Origin of the sequence: Streptomyces sp. NPDC048590 (genome assembly GCF_043199535.1) — a bacterium.
Classification (GTDB): Bacteria; Actinomycetota; Actinomycetes; order Streptomycetales; family Streptomycetaceae; genus Streptomyces.
In genome coordinates, this window is sequence record NZ_JBICWC010000007.1 from 199670 (window position 1) to 223984 (window position 24315).

Genomic DNA, 24315 nt, shown 5'->3' on the forward strand with positions numbered 1-24315 from the left:
AGCATACCGATGGGCCCTTACACCTTGAGTAGTTTCCAACCTGACGGGTAGTGGGACCGGCAGTCCCAGCGGCGGGCATGAAGAAAGCTCCTGGTAGACGGGTTCACGACCAAGATCACCAGTCCGTCAGGAGCTTCACGTGCTTGTTTACCCGTCCGGCATCGATCTGTCCAGCCGGGCGCTGCGGCATCTCTTCGGTGTTCTCGCAGGTCACCGCCGTCGGATCGGTTCGCGCTGGCGTCGCCTGACCTGCGGCCGATAGGCCCTGCTCGTCCTGGCCCACCTGCGCTGCGGCGACACCTACGCCCGCTTCGCCGCGGGCTTCCGCATCGGGATCGCCACGGCCTACCGCTACATACGCGGGGCCGTCGATCTCCTCGCCGCCCTCGCGCCCACGCTGGAACAGGCCATGACGTCCTTCCGAAAAAGGCGTACGTGATCCTCGACGGCACCGTGCTGCCAATCGGCCGCATCGCCGCAGACCGGCCGTACTACTCCGGGAAGAAGAAGCATCGCGGGATGAACGTGCAGTTCATCGCCGATCCCGCCGGCCCCTGATCTGGGCCTCGGACGCACTGCCGGGAGCCACACACGATCTGACCGTGGCGCGGGCCCACGGCATTCCCGCCGCCCTCGCCGCAGACGACATCAAGTGCTGGGCCGACAAGGTGTACCAGGGCGCGGCCCTGCGATCCGTGTCCCGATCCGTGGCAAGCACGTGCGCGGCTGGCGCAGACGTCACAACCGGGACCACACGAAGATCCACAGCCTCGGTGAACGCGACACGGCGATCCTCAAGTCCTGGCGGCTCCTGCAGAAGCTTTGCTGTAGCACCACCCGCATAACAGCCGTCGTCCGAGCCGTCGTCGCCCTCGAACTCGCCAACTGATCAAGATGGACAAGGCTCCTTTTGCGAGTTGTCCCAGATTGTCGGCCGAGGGCAGTGGATCATGTGTGATTCCGTTCCCGGACGCGACAAGAGCCCCGACCCACTCCCGAAATCGATGAACCTGGCGGAGCATCGGCTGTGCCCGTGGTGAGAGTGGCAGTCCTTGCCCATGATGTTGTGGAGGCGGATCACTCTAGCTATCCGAATTTCTAGTGCGCTGTGACTTCGCGGACCATGATCGGCTGGATGCTGGTTACTGTCGTTGGTGACGTCCTCCACCGGGCGGTCGGCGCCTATCCTCGCGGGTTGGTGCGAGGCTACCGGACAGGGCGGGATGCGCCGAGCGATCACTGTTGACGGCAAGGTGCTGAAGGGGCCGGCCCATCTGGTCGTAACCCACAGGCGCCTGCTCTCCGCGGTCACCCACCATCACGCCGTAACTCTCGTCCAGGCGGAGGCCGGGCCGGTGATGGGCTTTTCCCGGTACGGCGCGAAGCCGTTGGCGCCCAGGCCCGAGGAGTTCCTCCGCACAGGTGTGGGGTGTTGTCGGCTGGTGGGCATGGCCCACGATCTTGGTCGTACCGATGGTGCGGAGCGGGGCAGGTGAGCTGGTGTCCGGTGCCGGCGGGTATGGACCGGGGAACGTGGCTTCGGCGGCCGTTTTGCTGGCTCTCTGTAATGACGCTCGTTTGACGCTCCACGCAGTCATACGGAGGGCAACGAGCTGAAAAGTGGTCTCTGACCTGGGCTTTTCCGCGACCCATTCAGGCCGACATCTTTCCGATGACGCACCATGTGGAGTGCGTGGCGATTCTGGAGCCTGCTGACAAGGGGCGCTGAACCGCGGGTTCGTCGAGTGTGCTGGGGGCCGGCCGTAGGACGGAGCCCTGAAGCGTACGGCGGAGGGGAGTGGGGATCGGCTGCCGAGTCGCTGTCAGGCACCGGCCACCCACTCCCAGCGGTGATGCGTCGGTGACGCCGAAGGGGCCTCGGTGAGGCGGTGAGGCCAGCATCGCTCAGTGAGACTTCAGCCGCTCGGTGACGCGTTCCGGTAGCCGCCGGTCGGCGACGAGCGTGCGGATCTCGGTGAGGCTCAGGTAGGTGCCCTCGGTGCTGGGCTTGCCCATCACGGCGAGCAGTACCGGCCACTCGCTCTCCATGAGCCGGCGATCGATGCGGCGGCGGCGTCCCGCGGCGCGCGCGAAGTTCGCGTCCATCATGGTGCGGAGCTGCGCGATGCCGAGGCCGCGCTCGGTGACTCCCGTCCGGGCGTCGTGAAAATCGGCGGCGAACTCGTCGAATCTGTCGAGCTGATGCTCGTCGGCCCTGCCCTGCTGGTCGAGGACGCGGCTCCCGACCCCTTCTTGTCCAGGGGCCCGCCGCGCAGCGCGTAGAGTCGCACGCCGCTGCGCAGGGTGCGCCAGAGAGTGCGGGGATCGAGCCCGTTGGCGATCAGCGCGATGCCGGACACCTTGAGCAGGATGGGAGTCCTGCTGACCGGCGGGGCGAAGGCGTCGGCGACGACCGAGCTCACCGTTCCGAGGGACACGCGGTTGTGGGGGATGGCGCCGTCCTCGGCCAGGGCGCGCAGGAAGGGCAGGGGTTGCCGACGAGGCTGGCGTCGGGCTGTCCGGTCGAGCTGCTCATGTGCTGACGCTGACGCTGACGTCGAGGAGGACCGGGCCGAAGGTCCGGTAGGGCTGCTCGATGTTCTCGTTGCGAGCGGCGATCCGGGCAGAGAGCTGCTCCAGTGAACGCTGGTAGGTGTCGAGGACGGCGATCACCTCGGGGCGATGCTCGTCGTCGAGGAAGAGGTGCCGGTAGTCGCCGATGAGCGGTGGCTGCTCGAGACCCGTCGAGACGGTCAGGTTGAGCACCTGGATCGTCGACTGCGCGTCACTTTCCGGGAGTTCGGGCAGGATCCCGGGCGGATCCACTGGGCCGGCACGGAGACCGCCGTACTCAACCAGGGCTACATCGACGGCGACTTCCCGCAGGTTCCGGTCCTTAACCATCTCCTCCCGCACAAGAGCGACCAGGTCGTCCCGTGACATGCCGATCAGCCAGGCGTCGAGGCCTCGGGTCCGGCCCCCCTACCGGCCGCTCACCCTCTCCGCCGCCTCATCAAGGCTTTCACTTACGGCGCCGTCGACATCAACCGCACCGCGGCGTACTCGCTGTCCAACGAAGGCGGCGCGTTTGGAACTGCGGGCGGTAAGCGCCCGCGGCGACGCGGCCGGGATCCGTTCCCGGATGCACGAGTTGCTCGATAGCGGCCCACTCGCCCAGTGCGGCTACGTCTAGTACGCCTACGCCGACCAGGCCGCGCAGGCGGTCAATGCGATCCGGTCACTCGCGGCCCTCGGCCGGGTGACCGACTCGATGGATCTGGCCCGGGAGGCGATGGGAATGCTGGCCGCTGTGGTCGAAAGTGTCGATGGCTCCGACGGCCGACTCGGGGAGATCGGCGCCGACCTGGCCGACGCCCACCATGAGGCCTGCTGTGCGGCCGGCCCCGACCTGGTGGAACTTGCGTACTGGCTGGTGACGCGCGCTCTGGACGACACGGCCGACCTGACGGATATCGAACCGCTCGAATGCGAGGACCTGCTCGGCGAGCGGGGGATGGCCGCCCTGCGCCGGTACGCGGTCGAGGCATGGCAGACGAACCGCACCGGCTGGGCCGAGAAGTACTTGATGCAGCGCCTCGCGAGGTCTGGACGGGACATTGACATGGTGATCGCCGTGCACGCCGCCGACCTCGCGCCGAGCGGTTACACCCACCTGCTCATCGCCCGTGAGCTTCGACACCGCCGGTCGTACAGCCGGAGCCCTGGACTGGGCCGAGCGCGGCATCCGGGAGACCGAGGACCTCGCCACCGTCGACACCGCTCTGATCGACCACCTCGCCGATCGCTACCCCCGGAGCGGTCGGCCTGCCGAAGCCGTCACTCTGCGCCGCGAACACTTCGGAGCACGCCGCACCCTGCTCGCCTACCAACAGCTGCGTGCCGCGGCCATCGCCACCGCGTGCTGGCCGACCGGGCGCGAAAAGGCGCCGGTGGCTCTCCGCGTTGATGCCGAACGGGCGGACACACGCGGCGGCTGGGTCCCCGTCGACAACCGCTGGACGATGGCGACGCCGACGCCGCCTGGCGGACAGTCGACGAGTGCGGCGCCCGCGACGGCCAGTGGCTCACGCTTGCGCACCATTTCCGCCCGGCCCGCCCCGTGGATGCCCTCGCCGTTTACCCCGCCTGGCCGCCCGCCTCACTCGTGAGACCCTCAACCGCGCCTATGAGCAGCTCGTCAGCCTGCTCTTGGTATCCGCGACTCTCACCACCGCCTCGGCACACCGGACGACGTCACCGCGTACATCACCTATGTGTGTGCCCGCGGAAGCCTGATGGACGGAGGTATGACCACGGGCTGTGCCCTGCTCTGTCGTGTTGACGTCGTCAACGGAGATTACCGTTGTTGATATTCGAGCTCCCGTGTACACTGCCTGCGGGGCTGAGGATCTGCCCGCGTCGCGAGACAGGGGCATTCTCCAGGGGGGAGTCGTGTGCTCGCAGGGCCACGCGAAAGCGCAAGGGGATGGGCTGTGGCGACGGAGTTAATCGCGGGGCGCTTCCGGCTTCTGTTGGCTATGGATCCGGGCGCCATGAGCAAAGTCCCCTCAGTCGAGGACCTGGGAGCCGCTCCGCGCGACGCCGACCGTGTCGTGGCGGTCAAGCCGATCCGCCGGTGCCGGTCCGGCCAGCGAGTCGATGCACGGCGACGTGCCCTACCTCGCGAAGGAAATCCTCGACGGCTCCCTCTGGCCGACCTGGTTGCCGATGAGCCGCAGATGCCGACTTCCTGGGCGGCCCTCGCCACGCCGATGCCGGATGGGCTCAACGTTGCACACGTCGAAGGCGTCGTGCACCTCGACCTCAAGCTCCGCAATGTCATGCTCGCCCGCGGTGGCCTCGTGAAGGTCCTGCACTTCGGCATGGGCCGGAATGTCGACGACCCGGACGGCATCAAACTCACCAGTACGGGCGTCACCAGCGGCAGCAGCCGCTCCGTGGCGCCCGAACAGTTCCAGAGCGGAGCCGTGAACCCGGCGGCGGACCTCTACGCCCTCGACTGCGTCCTGTACGAGATGCTCCTCGCCGGTGCCGCCGTTCGTCGGCACCGGCGAGAAGTACAGCCCGCCCCCGGGCCATTGCCCCGTCATGAAGGGACCGCAGCATGACGAGTTTGCCGCCGGCCGGAGGAGTGGGGAAACCCGTGTCCGGGGAGCGGGCCGAGGCCGTCGCGCGGGAGAGGGAGCGGCTGAGGGTGCTCAGGGAGCGCAGGGAGGCTCAAAGCGCGGACTCGGGGATCGACGGGTTCACCGTACGCAGATGGCGGAAGGTGGGGGTGCTCGGAGCCCAGGCGGTGTCGCGGGCCCACGCCCTGCTTCAGCAACTCGTCGTACTCGCGCACGACGCGGCCCACGATGCCGCGCACGACGCACTCACCGACGCGCTGCGTGACGAACCGGACGACCGGCTGCTGCCCGCTGTCCGGGCCGTACTCGAACGGGCCGACCCGACGGCGATCGCCGCGACGCTGACAGAGGTTCACGCGGGCGGCTTCCTGTGGTTGTCCGAAGCCGGGGAGCAACGGCTCACCGCGCTGACGGCGGGCGACCACACGCTCGCTGTCCCCGGGAGCGAGGACCCTTCCGCGGCCTCCGCTCTCCTCGCGGCGGAGAGTTCGGCCGCCTTCCCGCCCCGGATGCTGCCGCGTGTGCTCCCCTGGATACCGCTGAGCGTCCTCGACGACCTGATAGATGCCGGAACGGTCGGCCCCGAGCACCAGCCCTGGCAGTACCGGGCCGAGGAGACGGATCACGCGTACCTCAAAGCCCGGTTGGTCCCCGATCAGGTGACCGACGAGCAGGCGTCCGCGCTGCAATGGACGGCCCGGGAGCGGCGGAGCGCCTTCCTCGCCGCAGACGCGTCGCTGCCCTCGGCCGGCGATGTCTACGACCTCCTGGAGCGGGTCGCCGACGGCGACGCCTCGGTCGTGAAGCAGCTCGAAAGGGAGCTGCCCCGTGATCTGGTGCTCCGGCTGCGCCGGCTCCTGGACGGGGTCGCGGTCGGCAACTGGGACCGGGACATATGGGAGGACCGGGGGCTATGGCGACTCATCTTCGCCCTGTGGGAGCCCAAGGCGGCCGTCAATCCGTCGCGCTCGCCGCTGCACGCGCTCATGGCTCTGCGTCAGGCCTACGACCTGCTGTGTATGAACGACCTCCCACGCGCGTCCGCCCAGATCGACAAGCTGGTGTCGTACGAGGCCGCTGACCCGGCCTGCCGGGCCGAGGCCCTCAACTTCCACGCGTACACGCTGCTGCTCCAAGAAGAACTCGACGCGGCGGGCATGATTCTGGAAGGTATTCGCGACGCGCACGAGCGGGCGGAGTCCAACCTCCTCATGGTCCGGCAACGTCAGGCGGTTTCCCGCAACGACAGACCGGCGGCCTCCAACCCCTATCTTGACCTCGGGCTGCCGCACGGCGCGCCGAGCTGGACGACCCGGTACCGGGACCTCCGCCGGGAGCATGTGCGTGATGTGGACATGAGCGCGCGGCTCAACAGCGCGATGAAACGCATCAGGGATGCCGAGCGGGACGAGGAATGGTCCGGCTTCTTCGTGCTGCCTCTCGACCTGGACGCGTTCGAGCTCCCGGACGAGGTACCGGTCACGTTGGTTCCGCCCCTGGCCCCCCTGACCAGGCGAACGGCATCTCACTCTCCCGAAGGCCTGGGGCTCGTGCGGCAACGGGCGGTGGCGGATCTGCTGCCGCACCTGCTCAACGCGCCCCGGCGCCCCGATCGCAACGCAAGGACGCACACACCGTGAAGAAGGTGCCCCGCAGCCAGCGGAAGACCCTGGTGAGCCCCAAGCGGGTTCCTCCCAAGGGAAACAACGGCCTCAAGCATCGCAAGGAGAAGCGGCGAGCGGAGGCGGACTCCCGTGTCGCTTCTCCTCGGGCTTCCCAGGAACATTCCGCGGACTCCCCGCGCACCTACCGCCCCGAGGAACTGCTCAGCCCCCACATGCTGCTCGCCCGTTTCACCGAGCGGGCTACCGAGCTTCTGGCCGCCGTCCCGGAAGAGGCGCGGCCCACGCAGGCCGCTGTGGCGGCTTCCCTGCGCCAGGCCGTTCTGGAGGCGTTCCGCTCCCGGGAGGAGTACGTGGCCCGGATGGTCGAGGTCGATCTGCTCGCCGGCGCGCCCAAGCAGAACGCCACCTCGCTACGGAAGGGCATCCGTGCAGCCCTACTGGACCAGGGAGTGCGGTGCGTGGAAGCACCCGGCGGCGAGCACGAGCTCTTCGTGGTGGTGGAAGGCGACGGCGAGGCGTTCGAGGTGCTGCGTCCGGCCTACGTGGACCAGGCCACCGGAAAACTGGTGCTCGCCGGGCAGCTGCTCCGCCTGCCCGGCCCGGACGGAGCGGAAGACTCAGCCGGGGGCGACGACGCCGCGAACGGGGAGGGCAAGTGACCGCCACCGGCATCGACTTCGGCACGACCAACTCCGTGGTGGCCCAGTGGCTGGGCGATGACGTCGACGTGCTGTCGCTGGACGCCCACCACATCGACGCCGACTGGCGTCATCCCGGCTTCGAGTACCTCTTCCCGTCGGTGGTGGGCATGAGCTCACTGCGTAGGGGAGCGTTGTTCGGCTGGGAGGCCAAGCTCCGCTCCGAAGAGGCGGCCGAGGCCTGCAAGCGACTTCTCAAGAGCGACGAGTACGTCACGATCCACGGCCGCAGGTTCGCGGCCACGACAGTGGCGGCCGGTGTCTTCCAGGCCATGCGCAAGGGCGCGGAGCACAATCTCAGCACCATCGACCAGGCCGTGATCACTGTGCCCGCCAACGCCACGGGTGCCGCGCGCTACCGCACGCGCGCCGCCGCGCGGTTCGCCGGCATCGAGGTCCTGGCGCTGCTCAACGAGCCGACGGCGGCGGCGATCTCGTATGTGCACGAGCTGCGAGAGGCGCGTACCATCCTGGTCTTCGACTGGGGCGGCGGCACCATCGACGTCACCGTGCTCGACTACCAGGACGGGTTCTTCGAGGAGCTCGCGTCACGAGGCGTGACCGAGCTGGGGGGCCTGGAGATCGATCGCCGTCTTCGTGAACTCGCCCTCGATCGGGCTCCGGCGCGCTCGGCATGGACGCCCGCGCAAGAGCGGCAGTTCGGGCTGGACGTGGAGCGCAGCAAGATCCGTCTGTCCTCCGAGGAGTCCGTCTCCATCAGGACTCCGGACGGCGACACCGTCGAGGTGTGGCAGGGGGAGTTGGAGGACGTCATCACCGACCTCGTGGACCGTGCCCTCGCGCCGGTGCAGCAGTGCCTCAGCGACCTCCACATGGCTCCTCTGGATGTGGACGCGGTACTGATGATCGGCGGCACGAGCCAGATCCCGAGTGTCCGGGCGGCGGTCGCCGAGGTCATGCAGCAGCAGCCCGTCGAGGTCGATCTGTGCGACCCCATGACTGCAGTCGCCCGCGGCGCCTCCATCGCGGCAGCCGTGCTGTCGGGCGAAGCTGACGGCGTGATCCAGGTTGCGACGAGTCATGCCCTGGGCACGGTCGTCACGGACGACACAGGACAGAGGGCGTTCAGCCAGATCATTCCGCGCAACTCACCCCTGCCGTGGAAGGAGCGCAAGAGCTACACCCCTCGCCGGGACAACGCACGCAGTCTCGCCGTGCAGATCTGGGAAGGCGACCCCGACCGTCCTCTCGATCACGCTGACAACGTGCAGCTGACGGACCTCCGCCTCACCTACCAGAATCCCCGGGCCCGAGAGGACTCCCGCTTCCTGCTGGAGTACACGTACGACACCAACGGGCTCCTGCACGTCAAGGCGACTCTTGAACGCACCGGCGAGGAAGTGCTGAACGAGGAGATCAAGAGCTTCAGCTCCGGTGGTCCGACGCCGGCGGTGCGCAAGGAACTCGATGACCTGCTCGCGGGCAACACGGTCACCAAGATCCTGCCGACCCAGACGCGGATGCGATCCGCAGGCTCGGCTTCCAAGGCGCTGGTGGTCGACGGCTCCAACTTGGCGTGGATCGGCAGGTCGCCCCGACGACCCGGTGTATACGGCAGGGATGACCGGCCGTCCTACGCCCAACTGTTGTCCGCCCGGGACGCCCTGGCATCGCGGTATCCCGATGCCGTGCTCCACGTGGTCGTCGACGCCGTCTTCCGGCACAAGGTCGCGGAGGACGAACGCGCCGCGGTGGACTCGGCGCTCGGCACAGGGGACCTCATCCAGCCCCCGGCCGGAACCGAGGGCAAGGGCGACGCGCTGGTCACGGCGATCGCGCAGGATACGGGCGGAATCGTCGTCACCAACGACAATTACGCCGAACTTCAGGGCAGGTATCCCTGGTTGCGGGACAAGGAGCGAGTGCTCGGGGCCACCCTGACCCAAGGGGTGTGGGTCTTCACGCCGCGCACCTGCGTACCACCCCGTCATCGGATCGTACGAGCGGAGCCGTTCCGGCAGTCGCGGGCCCTGATTCCTCCGAGCCCACATCCACTGCCCGAGTTCAGGTACCACCGCCCTCACGAGGAGTAGTGATGCAGGGCAGGGCGGTGAACGACAGGACGAGCCTCAGAGCGGAGATGCTGGCGCTCCTGCTCGAACCGTTGGGGGTGGATGCCATGGTCGGGCCAGCCGCACTCCAGCGATTGGCCACGGAAGTGGACGTGGTCGCCCAAGCGCGCGGGTGTGCCGGTCTGCCGCCGACCGGGAGCACTCTTCCGTGGGTGTCCGACGCGGTGGCGGCGGGCGTCGAGGAGTACGAACTGGCCCGTCTGACAACGGCTGGGGGCCGGACCCCGGCGTCGGACGGGGGCAGATCCCTCCGGGAACTGAAACGGCTCGAAGGACTGCGGACTCATCTCCAGGCACTGGAAGGCGTGCCGGTGGAAGCGCTTCGGGCGGACGCCGGGGCGGTGGCGGTCGCGGGACGGTTGCTGCCCGAAGTCCTTGAGCTGTGTCGTCGTGCGGACCAGGAATGGCCCAAGGAGATCTGGCGCTCGATCCGTGAGATCGACATTGAACCCGCGCTGGCCGACCTGAGCCGTCGACGAGGAGGCCGGAAGGCGACGGAGGTGCGCGAGCTCGTGCTCAGGCACAGTGCCGCGGCGGCACGGGATCTGAGGAACCGGGAGCTGGTGCCGCTGCTGGAGAAGGTGCGGGACTTCGTCGCCACGGAGGAGTCGTACGAGGCGGTCCTGTCCGCACGGCCACAGTGGTGGCGCTGGCTCGCACCGGACGCGCGGTTCGGGTTCAGACCGGATCGGCGTGACGCTCTGCTCTGGGCGATCGAAGCCCGTGACACAGGTGTCGTTTCCGGAAGCACTGTGGACATGCTCGCGGACGACGGCGTGCGGGCGGTGATCGAGCACGGGCTCGCGACGGCGCCCGTGAACACTGCCGTGTCTCCGGCCGCGCCCGCCGCGAGCTCGGCCGCACGGCTCACGGCGGGGCTGCTGGCGGTCGCCTCCCGGACCGGCATCGACGAGCTGCGGGCATTCGAGTCCTGGTACGCGAAGAACGTGGAGTCGTTCGACCGCGTGGCGGCGGCCATGGACTCGTGGCGAACCGAACCGGATCTCCGCGAGGCTCTCGGGGCCCTGGCCGGCGAGCTCGCGTCCGGGGTGGTGGACACGAGCCGATCGGCCTACCGCGACATCCAGACCGCTCTCCGGGAGGAGGCTGAGGCTCGTCTCTCGCGAACGTCGTACTCCGAGCACGCGATCGAGAGCCAGAACCTCGTCGAAATCATCAGCCGCATCGGGGCGCTCGAACGCGAACTGCGCGATGCCGTACGAGTCATGCCCGCGGCGAGAGGCAGGCTGCGCGTGGCGATCGCAGGAAGAACCAAGTCCGGGAAGACCACGCTCCGCAAAGCGCTGACCCGCGACGCGGACCGGACCGGGATCGGGAGAGGGGCCCACCGCACCACGCGGGAGACCTCCGCGTTCCAGGTCGGCTCCGTGACGTACCTCGACACGCCCGGCGTCGCGGCGAAGGACGACGACCTCGACGCCACGCACGCCCGGGCCGCGTGCGACAGTGCCGACGCGGTGATTTGGAACTATGCCGACACGCTGCGTGAGGAGGAGTCCGCCGAGCTCCAGCGACTCCTCCTCGCGGGGAAGCCTCTGCTCGCCGTCGTGAATGTGAAGGGAAAGGTCGACGAACCACACCGCCTTCAGCGCTTCGCCAATGACCCGGAAAGAGAGTTCGCGTCGGCGACGGGCCACACCGTCCGGATCGAGCAGGTCTCCAGTGCGGTCGGCGTCACGCCGCCAGTTGTCCTCCCGGTCCACTCCGGGGCCGCGCACGAAGCGTTGTCCACGGCGGATCGAGAGCTGGGAGACAGGGCCCTTCGGGCGAGCAGGTTGCCCGAGCTGGAGCAGTCCCTCACCCGGCTCCTGGCCGAGCGTGCGATTCCGCTTCGTGCGGTTCGGCAGGCCGAGGGGGTGCGGGCGCCGGTCGCCGCGTTCCACGACCGGCTGATCGAGGAACTCCCCGGGATCGATCTCGCGCTTGCCGGACTTGAAGGCTCGACGTCGAGTGACCGGGACGCGTTGCTCGAAGCATTCCGGACAGCGGGCCAGGACACGCGCGACCGACTCGAAGCCGGGCGTCACCGCGCCAAGGAGCGGTTGCCGGATGTGATTCGGGATCTGGGTGGCGTGGATGATGCACAGAGGTGGAGCGATTTCGTCACCGGCCTGGAGCTGGAGGGACTCCTCTCCGCTCTCGAGAACGAGTTCGAGCGGGAGGCGCGGAAGCGGGGGGTGGTTCTGCGCCTTCGGGCGAGCGCCAGGGAGCCTCAGGACGACGCGCGGCCGCGTGTCCGACCGCGTCCTGACCTGAAGGAACAGGTCGTGAGCTTGGGCACGGCGGCGGCCAGGGGGGCGGCGACAGCCCTTCTGGGCTCCGTCGCCGCCAAGGGGATTCCCAAGAAGCTGGCGGTCCCCCCTCCCGCGGCGGCGGCGGTCTACGTGGCGGAGACCCTGGCCGGAGCTGCGAAAGCGGTGAGCGGTGAGGTTGTCCGCGCGCGGCGGGCGAAGGATGGGTGGACCAGCGCGACCACGACCGAGGCCGAGACCTGCCTCGATGAGATGTTCGACGGGCTCGCGGCGTGGTTGACCGGCGTTACGGATGCGGCGTCCGCTCAGGTCGACGCCCAGTCCGAAGCGCGGTTCGCGGACATCAGCCGGACGCGGGAGCGGTTCGAGCGGCTCTGCCGGCTGCGATCGGCCGTGCGGTCCGCCCTCGACGCGATCGACCTCGTCCTTGCGCGCCGGCTCCTGGCCCTCGCGGGCGGAGACCCGGCGGCCATCCACCTGGCCCGCCGGACGCCGGGAGTCGAGCTTCGTGTCTGGACAGACGCGTCCCGCGTCGCGGACGTGCGGGCTTGTCTGCGGGACCAGTTCGTGGATGTCCTCACCGAACGGATCGAGATCCGCAGGAATTCCGTATGCCTCGGCACCCTCGAAGGAACTGAAGGGAACACAGATGGTTGACGCTGGTCCGGTCGTCGCGCCAAGGACTGACGGGGACCGAAGCGCTCTCGTACTAGGGTTGGCCGCACGTGCCGAAGTAGTTCTGGGCGCTCACCCTCGCACCCGCGGCCTGACCGCGAGCCTGCCTCGTGCGGATTCGAGCCCGCTGCGGATCGCGCTCCTGGGACCGTACAGCGCGGGGAAGTCCACGCTCGTCGCGGCGCTGCTCCGGCTCCCGTCTGCCGACATCGGTGATCTCGTCGACGCGGCGCCCAAGACGCACGAGGCGACGTCGTACGAGTGGAACGGCGCGGCACTGGTCGATCTGCCCGGGACTCTGTCGGGTATCGACGGGCACGCCGATGCGGCGCGGCGCGGCGTACGTGGTGCGGACGCGCTGATGATCGTGACCACGAGCGAACTGCCGGGCGAAGCAGAGACCACGGCGATTCTGCGGGCGCTTGACGCCGACGGGTTCGTCGACCGGAGTGTGGTTGTCGTCAACAAGATGAACGCCGAGAACAGCGATCGCGATGTCATCCTCGACGAGATCCGCGGGCGCCTCGGGCTTTTCGCCGACCGTGTCCCGATCGTCCCGACCGACGCACGCGACTACATCGACGCGCTCCACGACCCCACTCTGCCGCCCGATCAGCGTGAGTGGCTTGTCGCGGAGAGCGGTATCGACGCTCTGACAGCCGAGTTGCGGAGAATCATTTCGCCCGGTGTCAGCGGTGTCCGGCCCAAGGCGCAGGCCTTCGAACTTCTTCGAGTTCTGGCGGACGCCGAGCGGCAGTGGGTGCTGGAGGGCGAGGAACTCGGTGCCGCGGAGACCGTGAAGAAGGTCGAGGAGTCGATCTCCCGGACGAAGGAGCGTGTGCTGAGCGCCTTGGAGAGGGAGAGCGAAGTTGTCGCTTCCAGGATCACCACGGCCGGAGACAGGGCCGCTGCCGGAGTCTCGGAGAAGGACGGCGCCGTCCCCGACCACGTCACTCGTGCAGTCCAGGAGGCACTGGAGTGTGCGAGCACCGATTTTGACGCGAGTTTCTCCTCGTCGGTGAGGGCGGCGTTCGACGCGCTGGTCGCCGAGTACGGAACAGGAGTGCCCGAGCCTGAATCCTGGGGGAACGACCTCGAAGCACGCGAGACGACGATCGACGCGTCCCCGGATGACTTGTCACCGTTGACGCATGGGGTCAAGGAAGCGGCGAAGAAGGCCGCGAAGGCGGGTGCCGAGAAGGCGGGCGAGTGGATCGGGAAGATCGCGGATGGCGGCAACGGGCCGGGAAGCGCGGCCTCCGCCATCGTGGAAAAGCTCAGCAAGAACCGCGTGGGCCAGAAGGTTCTCGACGCCGGCGGGAAAGTCTCCAACGGCGTGGGGAAGTTCAAACCGTGGGGCAAGACCAAGGCGGCCGGCAAGGTAGCCGGTGCGGCCGGCAAGGTGCAGTGGGCACTGGCGGTCATGGGGCCGTTGATGGACCTGACGAGCGTCGCGCAGGATCAGCGCACATGGATGGCGGTCAACAAGCGGCGGAAGCAGATAAGAGATCACTTCGATGAGGAAGCGCGCGAACAGCGGGCCGCTCTCATCGAGTCCGGCGAGCGGTACCTGAGCAAGTGGACCAGTGAGGTGGAACGGTCGCTCAGTGGTCTCACGAAGGGGGGTGTGGAGATCAGCGCCGAGCGTGAAGCAGCTTTGGCGGCGATAGAGGGCCTCCGCGACGAGGTCGAGAAGCTGGTCGGGCCGCCCCGCTGACCTGGCGGTCCCTGATCCCGGTGCTTGCCCCGTGACCATGCGACCGCCGGGGCAGGTGCGGCTCAGGCACCGACGCGAACCCCGCCGACCGCGCCCCGGTTTCTGGTCGGGGTGCTCGGACCCGTCGGTGCGTCGGTGCGTCGAGCCTGTCGGCACAACGGAGCGTGTCGTGCCCGGCTGGGCGTACGGCGTGCTCGACGCGGCCGAGCACGCCGAGACGCGGTGGCTGCGAGCCGCGGTGGCTGCGAGCCGCGGGGGGGGCGTGAGGCGGACGTTGCTGTGGCCAAGCCCGTCCTTCCGCCCTGGCGGGCCGGGGGCGCGGACGGCTGACGAGCCCCGAGGACCGGCGGCGGCCAACCCCGACCCGCGAGGCGAACGGTTCCCCGCGCCGCCCCCCGGCCCTCGAAGGCCTGCCGTCCGACACCGAGTCGGGCCGCAGACTTCTCCCGGTCGCCGCCCTCGCCCATCGCTCGGGTGTGGAGCCGTACCCGCCGAGCGGCAGGATGGCGTGGGCGGAGGGCGAGGACGAGCGGCGACATCCCCGCACGGCGGTCCCTCCGTCTGTGCCATGAACCGCCAGACGTCGTGCTGCACGCCCCCAGTTCGTGTCCGAGGAGAACGGCGGCCTCCTCGTACGCGGCTCGCAAAACCCTCGTACGAGAGGCAGGTGGCTCCGGTCGCTGTCGCCCGAGAACGCTGCGTGTGTACGACGTCAACGCGCTGTTGATGGGGGCCATGATGGATGCTCGTGTACGCTCGACGATATGAGTGAAGGAGACCCAGCAGTGCAGGAGAGGCTCGTATCCGGTTCCGAGATCGCGCGCCTTGCCGGTGTGACGCGGGCGGCGGTCTCCAACTGGCGTCGGCGTTACGAGGACTTCCCCTCGCCCCGAGGCGGGGGAGCCAACAGTCCGTTGTTCGTCCTGGGGGAGGTGCAGGACTGGCTGAAGAGGCAGAACAAGGCGCAGGACATCTCGGCCGAGGTGCGGCTCTGGCAGGTGTTGCGGGCCGCCTATGGGGAGGATGTTGCCGTAGGAGTCGCGGACGTCGCCCGCCTACTCTCTGGACAGGAGCCCACACCGGACCTGCCCTCCGACGCGGCTCGGCTCTCCGGCGAACTCGCCGGTACGGAATCCGCACGCGCGCTGGTCGAGGGCCTGGTCGTTCGCCTTGCCGACTCGGTGGGCCGTGCGGGATCCGACAACGTCACCTCCGGGTGCATCGTCCGGGCCGTGCGCCACTTCGCGGGCGACGTGCCGGCCGGGGCCACGCTGTACGACCCCGCCTGTGGCAACGGCACCCTGCTCCTCGCGGTCGGCCCGGAGGCGGGGGTGAAACGATTCGGCCAGGAACGCAATCCACACAGTGCCCGCCTGGCGCAACTACGGGCGGACCTCGCGGGACGTACGGACGTCGCCGTTGCCGCGGGCGACTCCCTCGCCGCCGATCAGTGGCCCGAGCTCCACGCGGACCTCGTCGTCTGCGATCCACCGGTGGGCATCACCGACTGGGGCCGGGAATCCCTGCTGCTCGACCCCCGCTGGGAGTTCGGCACACCGCCCCGCGCGGAGGGTGAACTGGCATGGCTTCAGCACGCCTACTCTCATGTCGCGCCGGGCGGGCGCGTTTTGATGGTCATGCCGGCCTCGGTGGCGTACCGCAAGGCGGGCCGCCGGATCCGTGCCGAGATCGTGCGCCGGGGACTGCTCACCCGGATCGTTGCGCTGCCCGCAGGTACTGCCGCCACGCACGCGGTCCCCGTTCACGTGTGGGAGCTCGAACGACCGCGCGTTCCGGGTGGCGCGCCCGGCGGCGTGCGGCTGGTCGACCTGACGGGGAACAGCCCGGACGGACCATTGGAGCCCGCCCCGCATCAGGTGGCGGACGTGCCGTTGATCGAGCTCCTGGACGACGCCGTCGATCTCACGCCGGGCCGACACACCGCGGCGGCGCACCGCGATTTCCACGCCGAGTACGACTCGCTGCGCGCGCGCCTGGAACAGCAGCTGGAGCGGCTCGCCTCGCTGCTACCCCCACTCGCCGAGGGCGCAGGCCCCGGAACGCTCGATACCTCGACAGTCGGAGTCGCCGAGCTGGCCCGGGCGGGGCTCGTGGAGTACGGCGAGGCGGAGCCGGTGTCCGTCACCGATCAGCTCGACACCGACTACCTGCGCGGTTTCCTGCGCAGCCCGGCGAACGTCCGTCACTCCACTAGCGCCAGCGGTACGTACCGACTGGACAGCAGAGGCGCCCGCATCCCGCAGCTGGACATCGAAGTGCAGCGCCGCTACGGGCAGGCCTTCAGGGAACTCCAGGAGTTCGAGGAGCGGCTCGGCGCGGTGGCACAGCTCGGCCGGGAGGCGGTGGAACTGGCCAGAGGCGGCCTGGGTAACGGTGCGCTGAGCCCACCGCCGGCCCTGGTCGACTGAGTGCAGGGGCCGGTCATCGGCCGGCCGTGCGCGGCACGAATTCGCTCGGCAACCCGGTCCAGGAGACGGACAGAGCCTCCCTGGCGCGAGTGCAGGCGACAAACAACAAGCATCGCTCGCGCAGAAGATCCGAGGTGTGCTGGATCGGGTCGAGAGCGGCCGGGGTCACCTCCCGGGTGAACGGCAAGGCGGTCGACGTCGCCCCGAGGACCGCCACACACCGGAACTCCAGGCCCTTCATGGCGTGCATCGTGGCGAGACGCACGCTGTCCGACTCCGGTCCCGGGTTGTCTCGGACCTTCACCACGGGGATGCCCGCCGACCGGAGCTTCTCGGCCACCTTGTCGAGGAGGAGGTTGAAGCGGGCGCAGACGCCGATCTCGGACGGCCGGATGCCCTGCGCGACCCACTCCTCCACTCGCTCGACGAGTGCGGCGACCTCAGCGGCCTCGGACCCGTGCCCCTCCACCCGGGGGCGGCGGCCGTGCAGCAGGGAGCGGTACCCGGCGAGACTGTCCGTTCCCTGCCCGCCGAGATCGTCCACGGCCACCGACGTCAGGATGCCCGTCGACCAGTCCAGGATCTCGGCCGTGCTCCGGTAGTTGACGCGCAAGCGGCTGGACCGTCCCGCCACCGAGATCCCCAGCGAGCCGAGCGACACCTTGGAGTCGTAGATTCGCTGGTGCGGGTCGCCCGTCAGGAACAGGTCGTCGCTCCCCGCCGCGGCGGCGCCGCGCAGCACCCGCCATTGGGCCGGGTGCAGGTCCTGGGCCTCGTCGACGACGACGTGGTCGTAACCGGGGCCCGCCTGCTCGAGCAGCCGCGCGGCCCGAGCGCACACCTGAAGGTGCGTGCTCACCCCGCGCTCGCGCAGGATCGACTCGAACAGTTCGATCGCGGGCCACAACTCCTCACGGCGAGCCGTGGAGAGCGCGTTTCCCCGGCCCCGCCGTAGCGCGGTGCGATAGGTGCTGAGGTCCCGGATGTCCTGGGCGAGAATGACATGCCGGTACTCCTGCGCGAGGAACTGATCGGTCCACGGCACGCCCAGTTTCTTGACGACCCGCTCCCACACCTGGCGCTCGTCCCGGTCGCCGATCGGCGTGGGCGCCCGGCCGTTGGCCTCGGTGACGGTGCGATGTGCATAGGCGTTCACCGTGGTCACGTCCACGCGGGACAGCTGCTCCGCGTCGCCGTCGAGCAACAGGGATAGGCTCTCCCGCAGGGAGCCGGCGAGGGCGTTGGTGTACGTGGTGAGCAGCACGCGGGTGTCGGGCGAGCGGGACAGGAGGTGCTTGACCCGGTGCAGCGCGACGACCGTCTTACCGGTGCCGGGGCCACCGGTCACCTGCACCGGGCCCCCGTACGAGACGCGGTAGGCGATGCGCCGCTGCGAAGGGTGCAGGAACACCCGCCAGGCGGCGAACGGCTTCTCCAAGATGTCCGTCAGCTCGTCCGGACCGGTGACCAGGGTGATACGGCTCGCCGTGTTGGCGATGACCACGGCGAGACTCTCGTCGGGGTCCGGGCCGGCGTCGGAGGGGCGGCGCACGGCGACGACATCACGGTAGACCTCATCCGGACCGAACCCTTCGGCGAGATACTGCAGCACCTCGAACTGGTCCTCGGGCAGCAGTGTGCCGAACGCCTCCAGCTGAGGCTTGTCGACGACGGTGCGCACGGCCCGCAGCACCTGCTCGTCGATGCCGAGGTCCCTAAGCACCTTGTCGGAGTATTTCGCGAACAGCAGCGACGGGGCGTTTACCGCCGCCTTCTCCAGCGTCGGGGTGAGCTGCTCGATCGCGACGACGTTGCGCACTTCCAGGGCGCGCGTCGCCGCGTTCGTTGTGTAGAGCCGTTTGGCCGCCCAGGTGTACGCGTCGTCGTGCGGTACGACGTTGACCAGCAGGAAGACATCACTGCCGTCGTCGGGCGCGAGGACGACGCCCCGCCAGAAGTCGTTGATGCGGATGGTCCGCATACGGGGATCGCGGGCGTTGTCCACGGACTCCAGATGAAGCCCCTTGTCCGCGTGCAGTTCGGCGACGGTGAGCAGCTGGAACTTCCCCATCGCCTTGCGGACGCCGGCCTTGACGGGCTTCTCCAGGACGTCGTAGCTCTCCCAGAAGCTGTTGGCGAACGCGAGTTGCGGCACGACGTGGACTCCCCACCCTGGACAGACGCTCCGTCGTTGATCATACGGAGAGGCCGGCGCGCATATGCCTGGATACGGAAACGATGTCGGCGAGCAGGGCAGCGGGCTCCTGGTCGAGGTCGAGGGCGTGCTGATGGATGACGACGCCTGCGTTCCGCACCTGGTGGGCCGCGTGCGGCTCGTTCCCCTTCGCGTAGACGAGATGCCCCTCAGGGAGGCCCAGGGCCGTGCAGTAGGCCAACATCTGGTAGAGGTCTGCATCCGGATAACCGGCGCGTTTCTCCGCCTTGTACTTGGCGTCGGCGACCGCCAACGGTGTGTGATCCGGCTGGTAGATCACGAAGTCGGGCTGCATTCGGATGGCCGCGGCCACGTCGAGATGGTGGGAATCCTGCAAGCCACATCCGAGGTCCGTGCCGCGCAGGGACTCCTGCAGCGCTACCGTCACGAAGTCCTCGAAGAGCTTGTTCATGTTGAACAGGAAGCCGTCGATGCGCAGCCCGCCCGGCGCGTGCTCGGGCGACGCGTCGTCGAGGACGGCGCGGGCGAGGTGTAGGGCGTGCTGGTAGCGGGCGTTGAGCCGGGAAGGCTGCCAGGCCGGCAGGAGCTGCCCCCGGACGACCGGTGTGACGTCGGCGAGCCGCAGCCGGTGGTGCAGCAGCCGGCGACGCACATCGCGCGGCACGCCGGGCAGGCGGAGCAGTCGCTCCACCGCGGTCCGCAGAACGCGGTTCTCCGCGATGTCGGTGGTGAACTCGGAATATGTCACCTCGACCGGTAGGGGGGCTCCGAAACGTCGCCGTATCTGGTCGGTCTCCCGGATCCGTCCCCGTACGACCAGAGCCGACTCCTCGGTCTCCCGGTACCCCTGGAGCAGGCCCTGTCGCAGTGCCCGGTCGATCTGCCGCTCTACCGCGTGGGCGAGTGCGGGCAGGAGTTCGCGGTGCTCGGCCACGTCGACCTGGCCGTCGCGCCAACCACCGCGTGGATCGAGGCTGTAGCCGAGCAGGAAGAACAGCCGAGCGATGGGCACCTTGGGTGTGATCCGGACGGTGACGGGAGCGTCGAGGCCAGGATCGTCGACGGTGACGGCCCCGACTCTGCTGCGGGCTCGCAGCCGCCAGTTGCCCGGCATGAACGGATCGGGGGAGGCGTCCACGATCCGGGAGGCCGCGAGGGCCCGCCCCACCGCGTCCGGCAGGACGTGACCGGTGGCGGGCGCATGCTCGGCCAGCTCGATGGAGGTGCTCACGCGGTCGGCTCAGGGAGGGACCGCCGCAGAGCGGCAAGCCCGTACCGCTTCTCGATGTCGACGCCCTCGCCGTAATGGTGTTCTTCGAGGAGGGGGAGGATCTTCGTCCGCCAGGTCCGCTCCAGGCCGCCGTCCCGGTACACGCCCTTCTTCATAAGATACGAGGGACCGATCCGGAAATCGGGGTCTTCGATACGGGAGTTGAGGGCATCCAGCAGGTCGGCCGGCTCGGAGTCCCTCTCCTGGGAAGCGAGCCAGCGACGCAGCAGCCCGCTGGTCGGCTCGGTCCGCGGGGACAGCTCCACGAACGCGAAACGGCGCCGCATGGCAGCGTCCACGAGCGCGATCGAACGGTCGGCCGTGTTCATCGTGCCGATGACGAACAGGTTGGGCGGCAGGGCGAAGTCGTCCCCGGAGTAGGGCAGCTGGACCCCCATGTCCCGGTACTCCAGCAGGAAGTACAGCTCGCCGAAGACCTTGGCCAGGTTGGCCCTGTTGATCTCGTCGATGATCAGAAAGTGCGGGATGTGCCGGTTGCCCTCCTTGTTGGCGAGGTCGGCCAGATCCCGGAGCGGTCCCGCTGTAAGCCGGAAGGCGACCTCACGGGTCTGGGGATCCTCCTTCGGACGGATGCCCTCGATGAAGTCCTCATAGGCGTACGACGGGTGGAACTGGACCAGCTTCACCTGCTCAGGACCGCCCCCCAGGAACTCGGCAAGCTTCAGAGCGAGGTACGTCTTGCCCGTCCCCGGCGGGCCGTAGAGCACCAGCTGCTTGTCGTCCCACAGGAGATCACGCACCTCACGCAGCCAGTCCCCGTCGTGCACCAGCAGCTCCGAGGCCAGCGCGTCCGTCGGCTCGGGTAGCTCCAGGTCCCGGCGTACGGTGATCGCCGGGAGCTCCACGCTCGGATCACGCTCTATGGCCTCGGCCTCGTCGGCCAGCTCCTCGTCGGTCAGCCCGAGCCCGTCGATCACCGCCTGGACGGATGTCAGCTCCACCACGTCGTGCTGGCTCGACAGTTTCTGCTTCAGTTCCTGGGGCAGCTCGTCGTACGGGTGGCTGGCGTCCTGCCACGACACCGGCCGGCGAAGGTTGGACCGGCGGTCCTCGGATTCGATCTGCTGGACCTCGCCGGTGATCTGCCCCACGTACAGACGCCCGTCGGAGATGGTGCAGATCGTATCGCCCTCCTTCATCCGGGACAGGAACGCATGCACCTCTTCGGTCAGCTGCTGCTTCTGGCTGTACGTCGCCGTGGACTCGTAGTCCTCCTCGACGAAGGTGCGCACCTGCTCCTTGCTGATGCCCTGCTCGACACCCTGCCGCAGCCGGGGGGCCGCAAGGGTCACCCGCTCCTCCGGCAGCCACATCCGGCGCACGAGGTCGAGTCCGGTGACGTTGGAGCCGCGCACCAGCCAGGCGCGGTTGGGACCCCACGAGGCGCCAGGCATGTAGTCACCCAGCGGTCGGCCGTCCTCGGTCTTCCAGGCCGCCCAGCCGTTGAGGCTGCTGCCGGTGAGGACGGACGCGGCTTCGGAAGGGGAGTTGAAGACGAGGTCTTCCGTCGTCTCAAGACAGCCGGGCCACGCAGCCGACGGTTTGATCACGCCGTGGCCGATCAACAGTTCGCGCTTCGTGAAGGCGGACGTCGCCCGGGCGGCGAACGACGCGGCGACGTCCTTCCGAACTGGCTGTCCCCGGCCGACGAAGAACTTCCGGCTGCCGTTCGTTCCCATCTCGTCGGTCTGCCGCCCGCGCGCCACCGGTCCGCCGTTCGGCAGGCGCAGGCGGAATTCCGGATACTTCTCGGCCATCGGCACAACCTCCCCGTCCGTAGACATTGATCCGTAAGGAAGACTAGGCGGCCGCACTGACAGCAGGGGGCTATCCGGTGGGGACCGGAAGCCCCGGGGGAGGGGAACGCATGAGCTATGAGGGTCCGGAATCACCGGCGGAGGGGGCCTTCGGGAAGGCCAGGCAGGAATGGCTGGAAGCCCGGGTGAAGGACCTGGCCGAGGTCCTGGAGACGGCTGGAGCCCAGCTGTACAAGCTGCTTCCCTCCGATTTCGGCGATCGGCGGCGCGTGGCGGCCGCCACGATCGCGCGTGTGGCGGCGGACCAGGCACGGGCACGGTCCGTGGGCGACACGGTTCGCTGGCTGGAGCGGCTGATCCCGGGAGCTCACCCTCACGACCTGACGGATTCGGTGCGGGAACTGCGCGCCCGCCTCGCACCTGGTGACGAGCCGGCCCTGTGGTCCTGGAACGCGGGGGCCTGGGAGGAGATGTCGCTGTGGTGGTGGAGGCGGAACCAGTGCCGCACCGGAAACATGGAGCGGGACTACGCCGGATGGCGCTCACGCTGGTCGGCGGACGTCCCATGGGACGGCCCCGTGGATTCCCCCCAGCGGGCCCCGCGTCGCCACGGCCGGGAACTCCTCACTCTGGCGGAGTTCTTCACCCATGAGCCCGAACCTCTGAACCTCCTCGCGCGGGCCGTGCTCGACGCGCCGGAGACAGTAGCGATGGTCCAGGACGTCGTCCTTCTGCGTGAAGAGCACCTTCAGGGCGCCGGACATCTGCTGTGGCTGGCGCAGCAGCAGGCGTGTGCCGAGGAGCTCGAAGTCTGGCGACGCAAGCAGCAGGCGAACGGCTCGGAAGCGACGCGCGCCTTCCTCGCGGAGCTGTCCGAAGCGGTCAAGAGGTACATGTCCGTCGTCCTCCAGCCCGTGATCGCCGCGCTGTCCGGCTGCGAGCGCGCCCTCCTGAGTCACAGCAAGCGCGGCCCGTGGCGGTCCGCCGACGACTACCTGGGCGCCTTCCTCGACTTCCTGGACTGGCAGGGCCAAGCCCAGGACGACACCGAGGTCGAGCGGCAGGCGAGGGAACTCGCGGGGCAAGGCAGGACCACCTGGCACGGGATGGAGGGCTCCCTGCCGGTCTGGTACCACATCGTCACGTCCCCGCAGGAGAGAGCGGCCGCGAAGGCGTACTCGGGAGCGCCGTCCGAATCCGTCCTGCGCGTCAGGACCGGTGCGCCGGTACAGGCTTCCTTCGACCTCATCCCGATGGACCTGTGGAACGAGTCGGGCGAGCACGAGGCGGAGTGGTACCCCGAGCCCGGAATCGACATCCACTACGACGGTGACAGCGCGTTCGACCTCGGTGCCTTGCTCGCCGTCGCACGACTCGGCTACGCCCGCCTGGAGTTCCTCGCCGTGGGGGCCGACGGGGGAGTCCAGCGGCTGCGTACGGTTCTCGCCCGCGTACGGGAGGAGGACACCCCGGCCTGGCGGAGGTGGGCGCTGGAGTCCCTCGCGGTACTCGCCCCCGAGCCCGACGACCTGGCCGACGCGATCACGCGGCAGGACGACGACGGAGCCGACCAGGGCGCGGACGACGACGAAGAACCGGCGGCGCGACGGACTCCCGAGGAGCACGTCGCACGTCCCACCGGTGGCCTGCCGGCCGCGCTCCTCGAAAAGGTCAGGGCGCTGCTGCGGCAGGCGGAGGACAAGAGCGCCACGGAGCAGGAGGCCCGGACGTTCCTCGACAAGGCCACCGAGCTGATGGCCAAGTACGGCATCGAGCAGGCCATGCTCGACGACGTGTCCGATCCGGGCAAGCCGGTCGACAAGGTCGTCGAGGTGCATCCCCCATACGTCAAGGAGGCTCGGCGGCTGCTCAGCTGGATCGCGGGGGAGATGCGTTGCAGCGCCGTGTACCCCGGCGGCAAGGACAACCGGCACCGGGTGCACCTGTTCGGCTTCGAGGCGGATCTCCACGCGACCGAGGTTCTGTTCACGAGCCTGCGCCTCCAGATGCTGAGAGGCGCGGATGCCGCCGACGCGCTGCACCGGCCGGAGGGCGAGGACGCGCGCGCGTACAAGCGGTCCTGGATGCTCGGCTTCATCCGCGAGGTCACCACCCGCATCGGCGCGGCCCAGCGGGCGGCGAGAGCGGCCGCCGGCGCCGAGCAGCAGACCGACCCTCTGGGACCGGACTCGGCCGGACGCAGTGTGGCCCTGGTCCTCGCGGACCGTACCGCCGTCGTCGAGGCCCAGGTCTCCGCCCGCTACCCGAAGCTCGCCAAGGCACGTCCGACCAAGTTCAAGGGCACGGGCTACTGGCAGGGAGTGGCCGACGGGAAGCACGCCGAGATCGGCGGGCCCGCCTTCGCCGACGAGGAGGACATGGACCGGCTCACCCACTGAGACCGGTCGGGGGGGGGGTGCCTCTATGTCTTTCG

General features: G+C 69.0%; 14 protein-coding genes and 2 pseudogenes. 10 read left to right on the plus strand and 6 right to left on the minus strand.

The window, feature by feature from the left end:
- Positions 1-139: 139 nt before the first annotated feature.
- Positions 140-889, plus strand: a pseudogene (locus ACGFNN_RS21745) (transposase family protein).
- 1016 nt (positions 890-1905) lie between these two features.
- Here ACGFNN_RS21745 and ACGFNN_RS21750 read toward each other — a convergent pair.
- From ACGFNN_RS21750 to ACGFNN_RS21760, 3 genes are all read right to left on the minus strand, one after another.
- Positions 1906-2109 (minus strand): hypothetical protein, encoded by a 204-nt coding sequence (locus ACGFNN_RS21750; RefSeq protein ID WP_393558069.1) that lies wholly within the window; start codon positions 2107-2109, stop codon positions 1906-1908.
- A complete protein-coding gene (locus tag ACGFNN_RS21755) occupies positions 2106-2423 on the minus strand; it encodes a hypothetical protein (RefSeq protein ID WP_393558070.1) in 318 nt (105 codons plus the stop codon). Before ACGFNN_RS21755 ends, ACGFNN_RS21750 begins: the two co-directional genes overlap by 4 nt.
- Before the next feature lie 109 nt (positions 2424-2532).
- Positions 2533-2943, minus strand: a complete 411-nt coding sequence (locus ACGFNN_RS21760; RefSeq protein WP_393558072.1) for a hypothetical protein — start codon at positions 2941-2943, stop codon at positions 2533-2535.
- Between the two features lie 142 nt (positions 2944-3085).
- Here ACGFNN_RS21760 and ACGFNN_RS21765 point away from each other — a divergent pair.
- The 8 genes and pseudogenes from ACGFNN_RS21765 to ACGFNN_RS21800 all read left to right on the plus strand — a co-directional run.
- Positions 3086-4370 (plus strand): annotated as a pseudogene (locus tag ACGFNN_RS21765) (hypothetical protein); the annotation flags it as partial.
- A 369-nt stretch (positions 4371-4739) separates the two neighbouring features.
- Positions 4740-5129, plus strand: a complete 390-nt coding sequence (locus ACGFNN_RS21770; RefSeq protein ID WP_393558074.1) for a protein kinase — start codon at positions 4740-4742, stop codon at positions 5127-5129.
- A gap of 35 nt (positions 5130-5164) precedes the next feature.
- Positions 5165-6787, plus strand: a complete 1623-nt coding sequence (locus ACGFNN_RS21775) for a hypothetical protein (protein WP_393558076.1) — start codon at positions 5165-5167, stop codon at positions 6785-6787.
- Positions 6784-7431 carry a hypothetical protein gene (locus ACGFNN_RS21780; protein ID WP_393558078.1) on the plus strand — a complete coding sequence of 216 codons (648 nt, stop codon included), beginning with the start codon at positions 6784-6786 and terminating at the stop codon, positions 7429-7431. Before ACGFNN_RS21775 ends, ACGFNN_RS21780 begins: the two co-directional genes overlap by 4 nt.
- A complete protein-coding gene (locus ACGFNN_RS21785; protein ID WP_393558080.1) occupies positions 7428-9524 on the plus strand; it encodes an Hsp70 family protein in 2097 nt (698 codons plus the stop codon). Before ACGFNN_RS21780 ends, ACGFNN_RS21785 begins: the two co-directional genes overlap by 4 nt.
- A gap of 2 nt (positions 9525-9526) precedes the next feature.
- The gene (locus tag ACGFNN_RS21790; protein WP_393558082.1) at positions 9527-12493 is read left to right on the plus strand and encodes a GTPase; all 2967 of its coding nucleotides are present in this window, start codon (positions 9527-9529) and stop codon (positions 12491-12493) included.
- Entirely contained in the window at positions 12486-14228 is a 1743-nt protein-coding gene (locus ACGFNN_RS21795; protein ID WP_393558084.1) for a GTPase, read from the plus strand. Before ACGFNN_RS21790 ends, ACGFNN_RS21795 begins: the two co-directional genes overlap by 8 nt.
- A 764-nt stretch (positions 14229-14992) precedes the next feature.
- Complete coding sequence (locus ACGFNN_RS21800) at positions 14993-16657, plus strand: N-6 DNA methylase (protein WP_393558086.1); 1665 nt, start codon at positions 14993-14995, stop codon at positions 16655-16657.
- Positions 16658-16670: 13 nt separating this feature from the next.
- On the opposite strand, the gene ACGFNN_RS21805 is transcribed toward ACGFNN_RS21800, so the two are convergent.
- Genes ACGFNN_RS21805 through ACGFNN_RS21815 form a run of 3 tightly spaced genes read right to left on the minus strand, consistent with a single transcriptional unit; the run spans position 16671 to position 21881 of the window.
- Positions 16671-18812: a UvrD-helicase domain-containing protein gene (locus ACGFNN_RS21805; protein ID WP_393558088.1), complete on the minus strand. Its 2142-nt coding sequence runs from the start codon at positions 18810-18812 to the stop codon at positions 16671-16673.
- 40 nt (positions 18813-18852) lie between these two features.
- Complete coding sequence (locus tag ACGFNN_RS21810) at positions 18853-20064, minus strand: McrC family protein (RefSeq protein ID WP_393558090.1); 1212 nt, start codon at positions 20062-20064, stop codon at positions 18853-18855.
- Positions 20061-21881, minus strand: a complete 1821-nt coding sequence (locus ACGFNN_RS21815) for a DUF4357 domain-containing protein (RefSeq protein ID WP_393558092.1) — start codon at positions 21879-21881, stop codon at positions 20061-20063. The genes ACGFNN_RS21810 and ACGFNN_RS21815 overlap by 4 nt, the downstream gene beginning before the upstream one ends.
- Positions 21882-21991: 110 nt before the next feature.
- On the opposite strand from ACGFNN_RS21815, the gene ACGFNN_RS21820 reads away from it, so the two are divergent.
- The gene (locus ACGFNN_RS21820; RefSeq protein ID WP_393558093.1) at positions 21992-24280 is read left to right on the plus strand and encodes a DUF2786 domain-containing protein; all 2289 of its coding nucleotides are present in this window, start codon (positions 21992-21994) and stop codon (positions 24278-24280) included.
- The last annotated feature ends 35 nt before the right edge of the window (positions 24281-24315 follow it).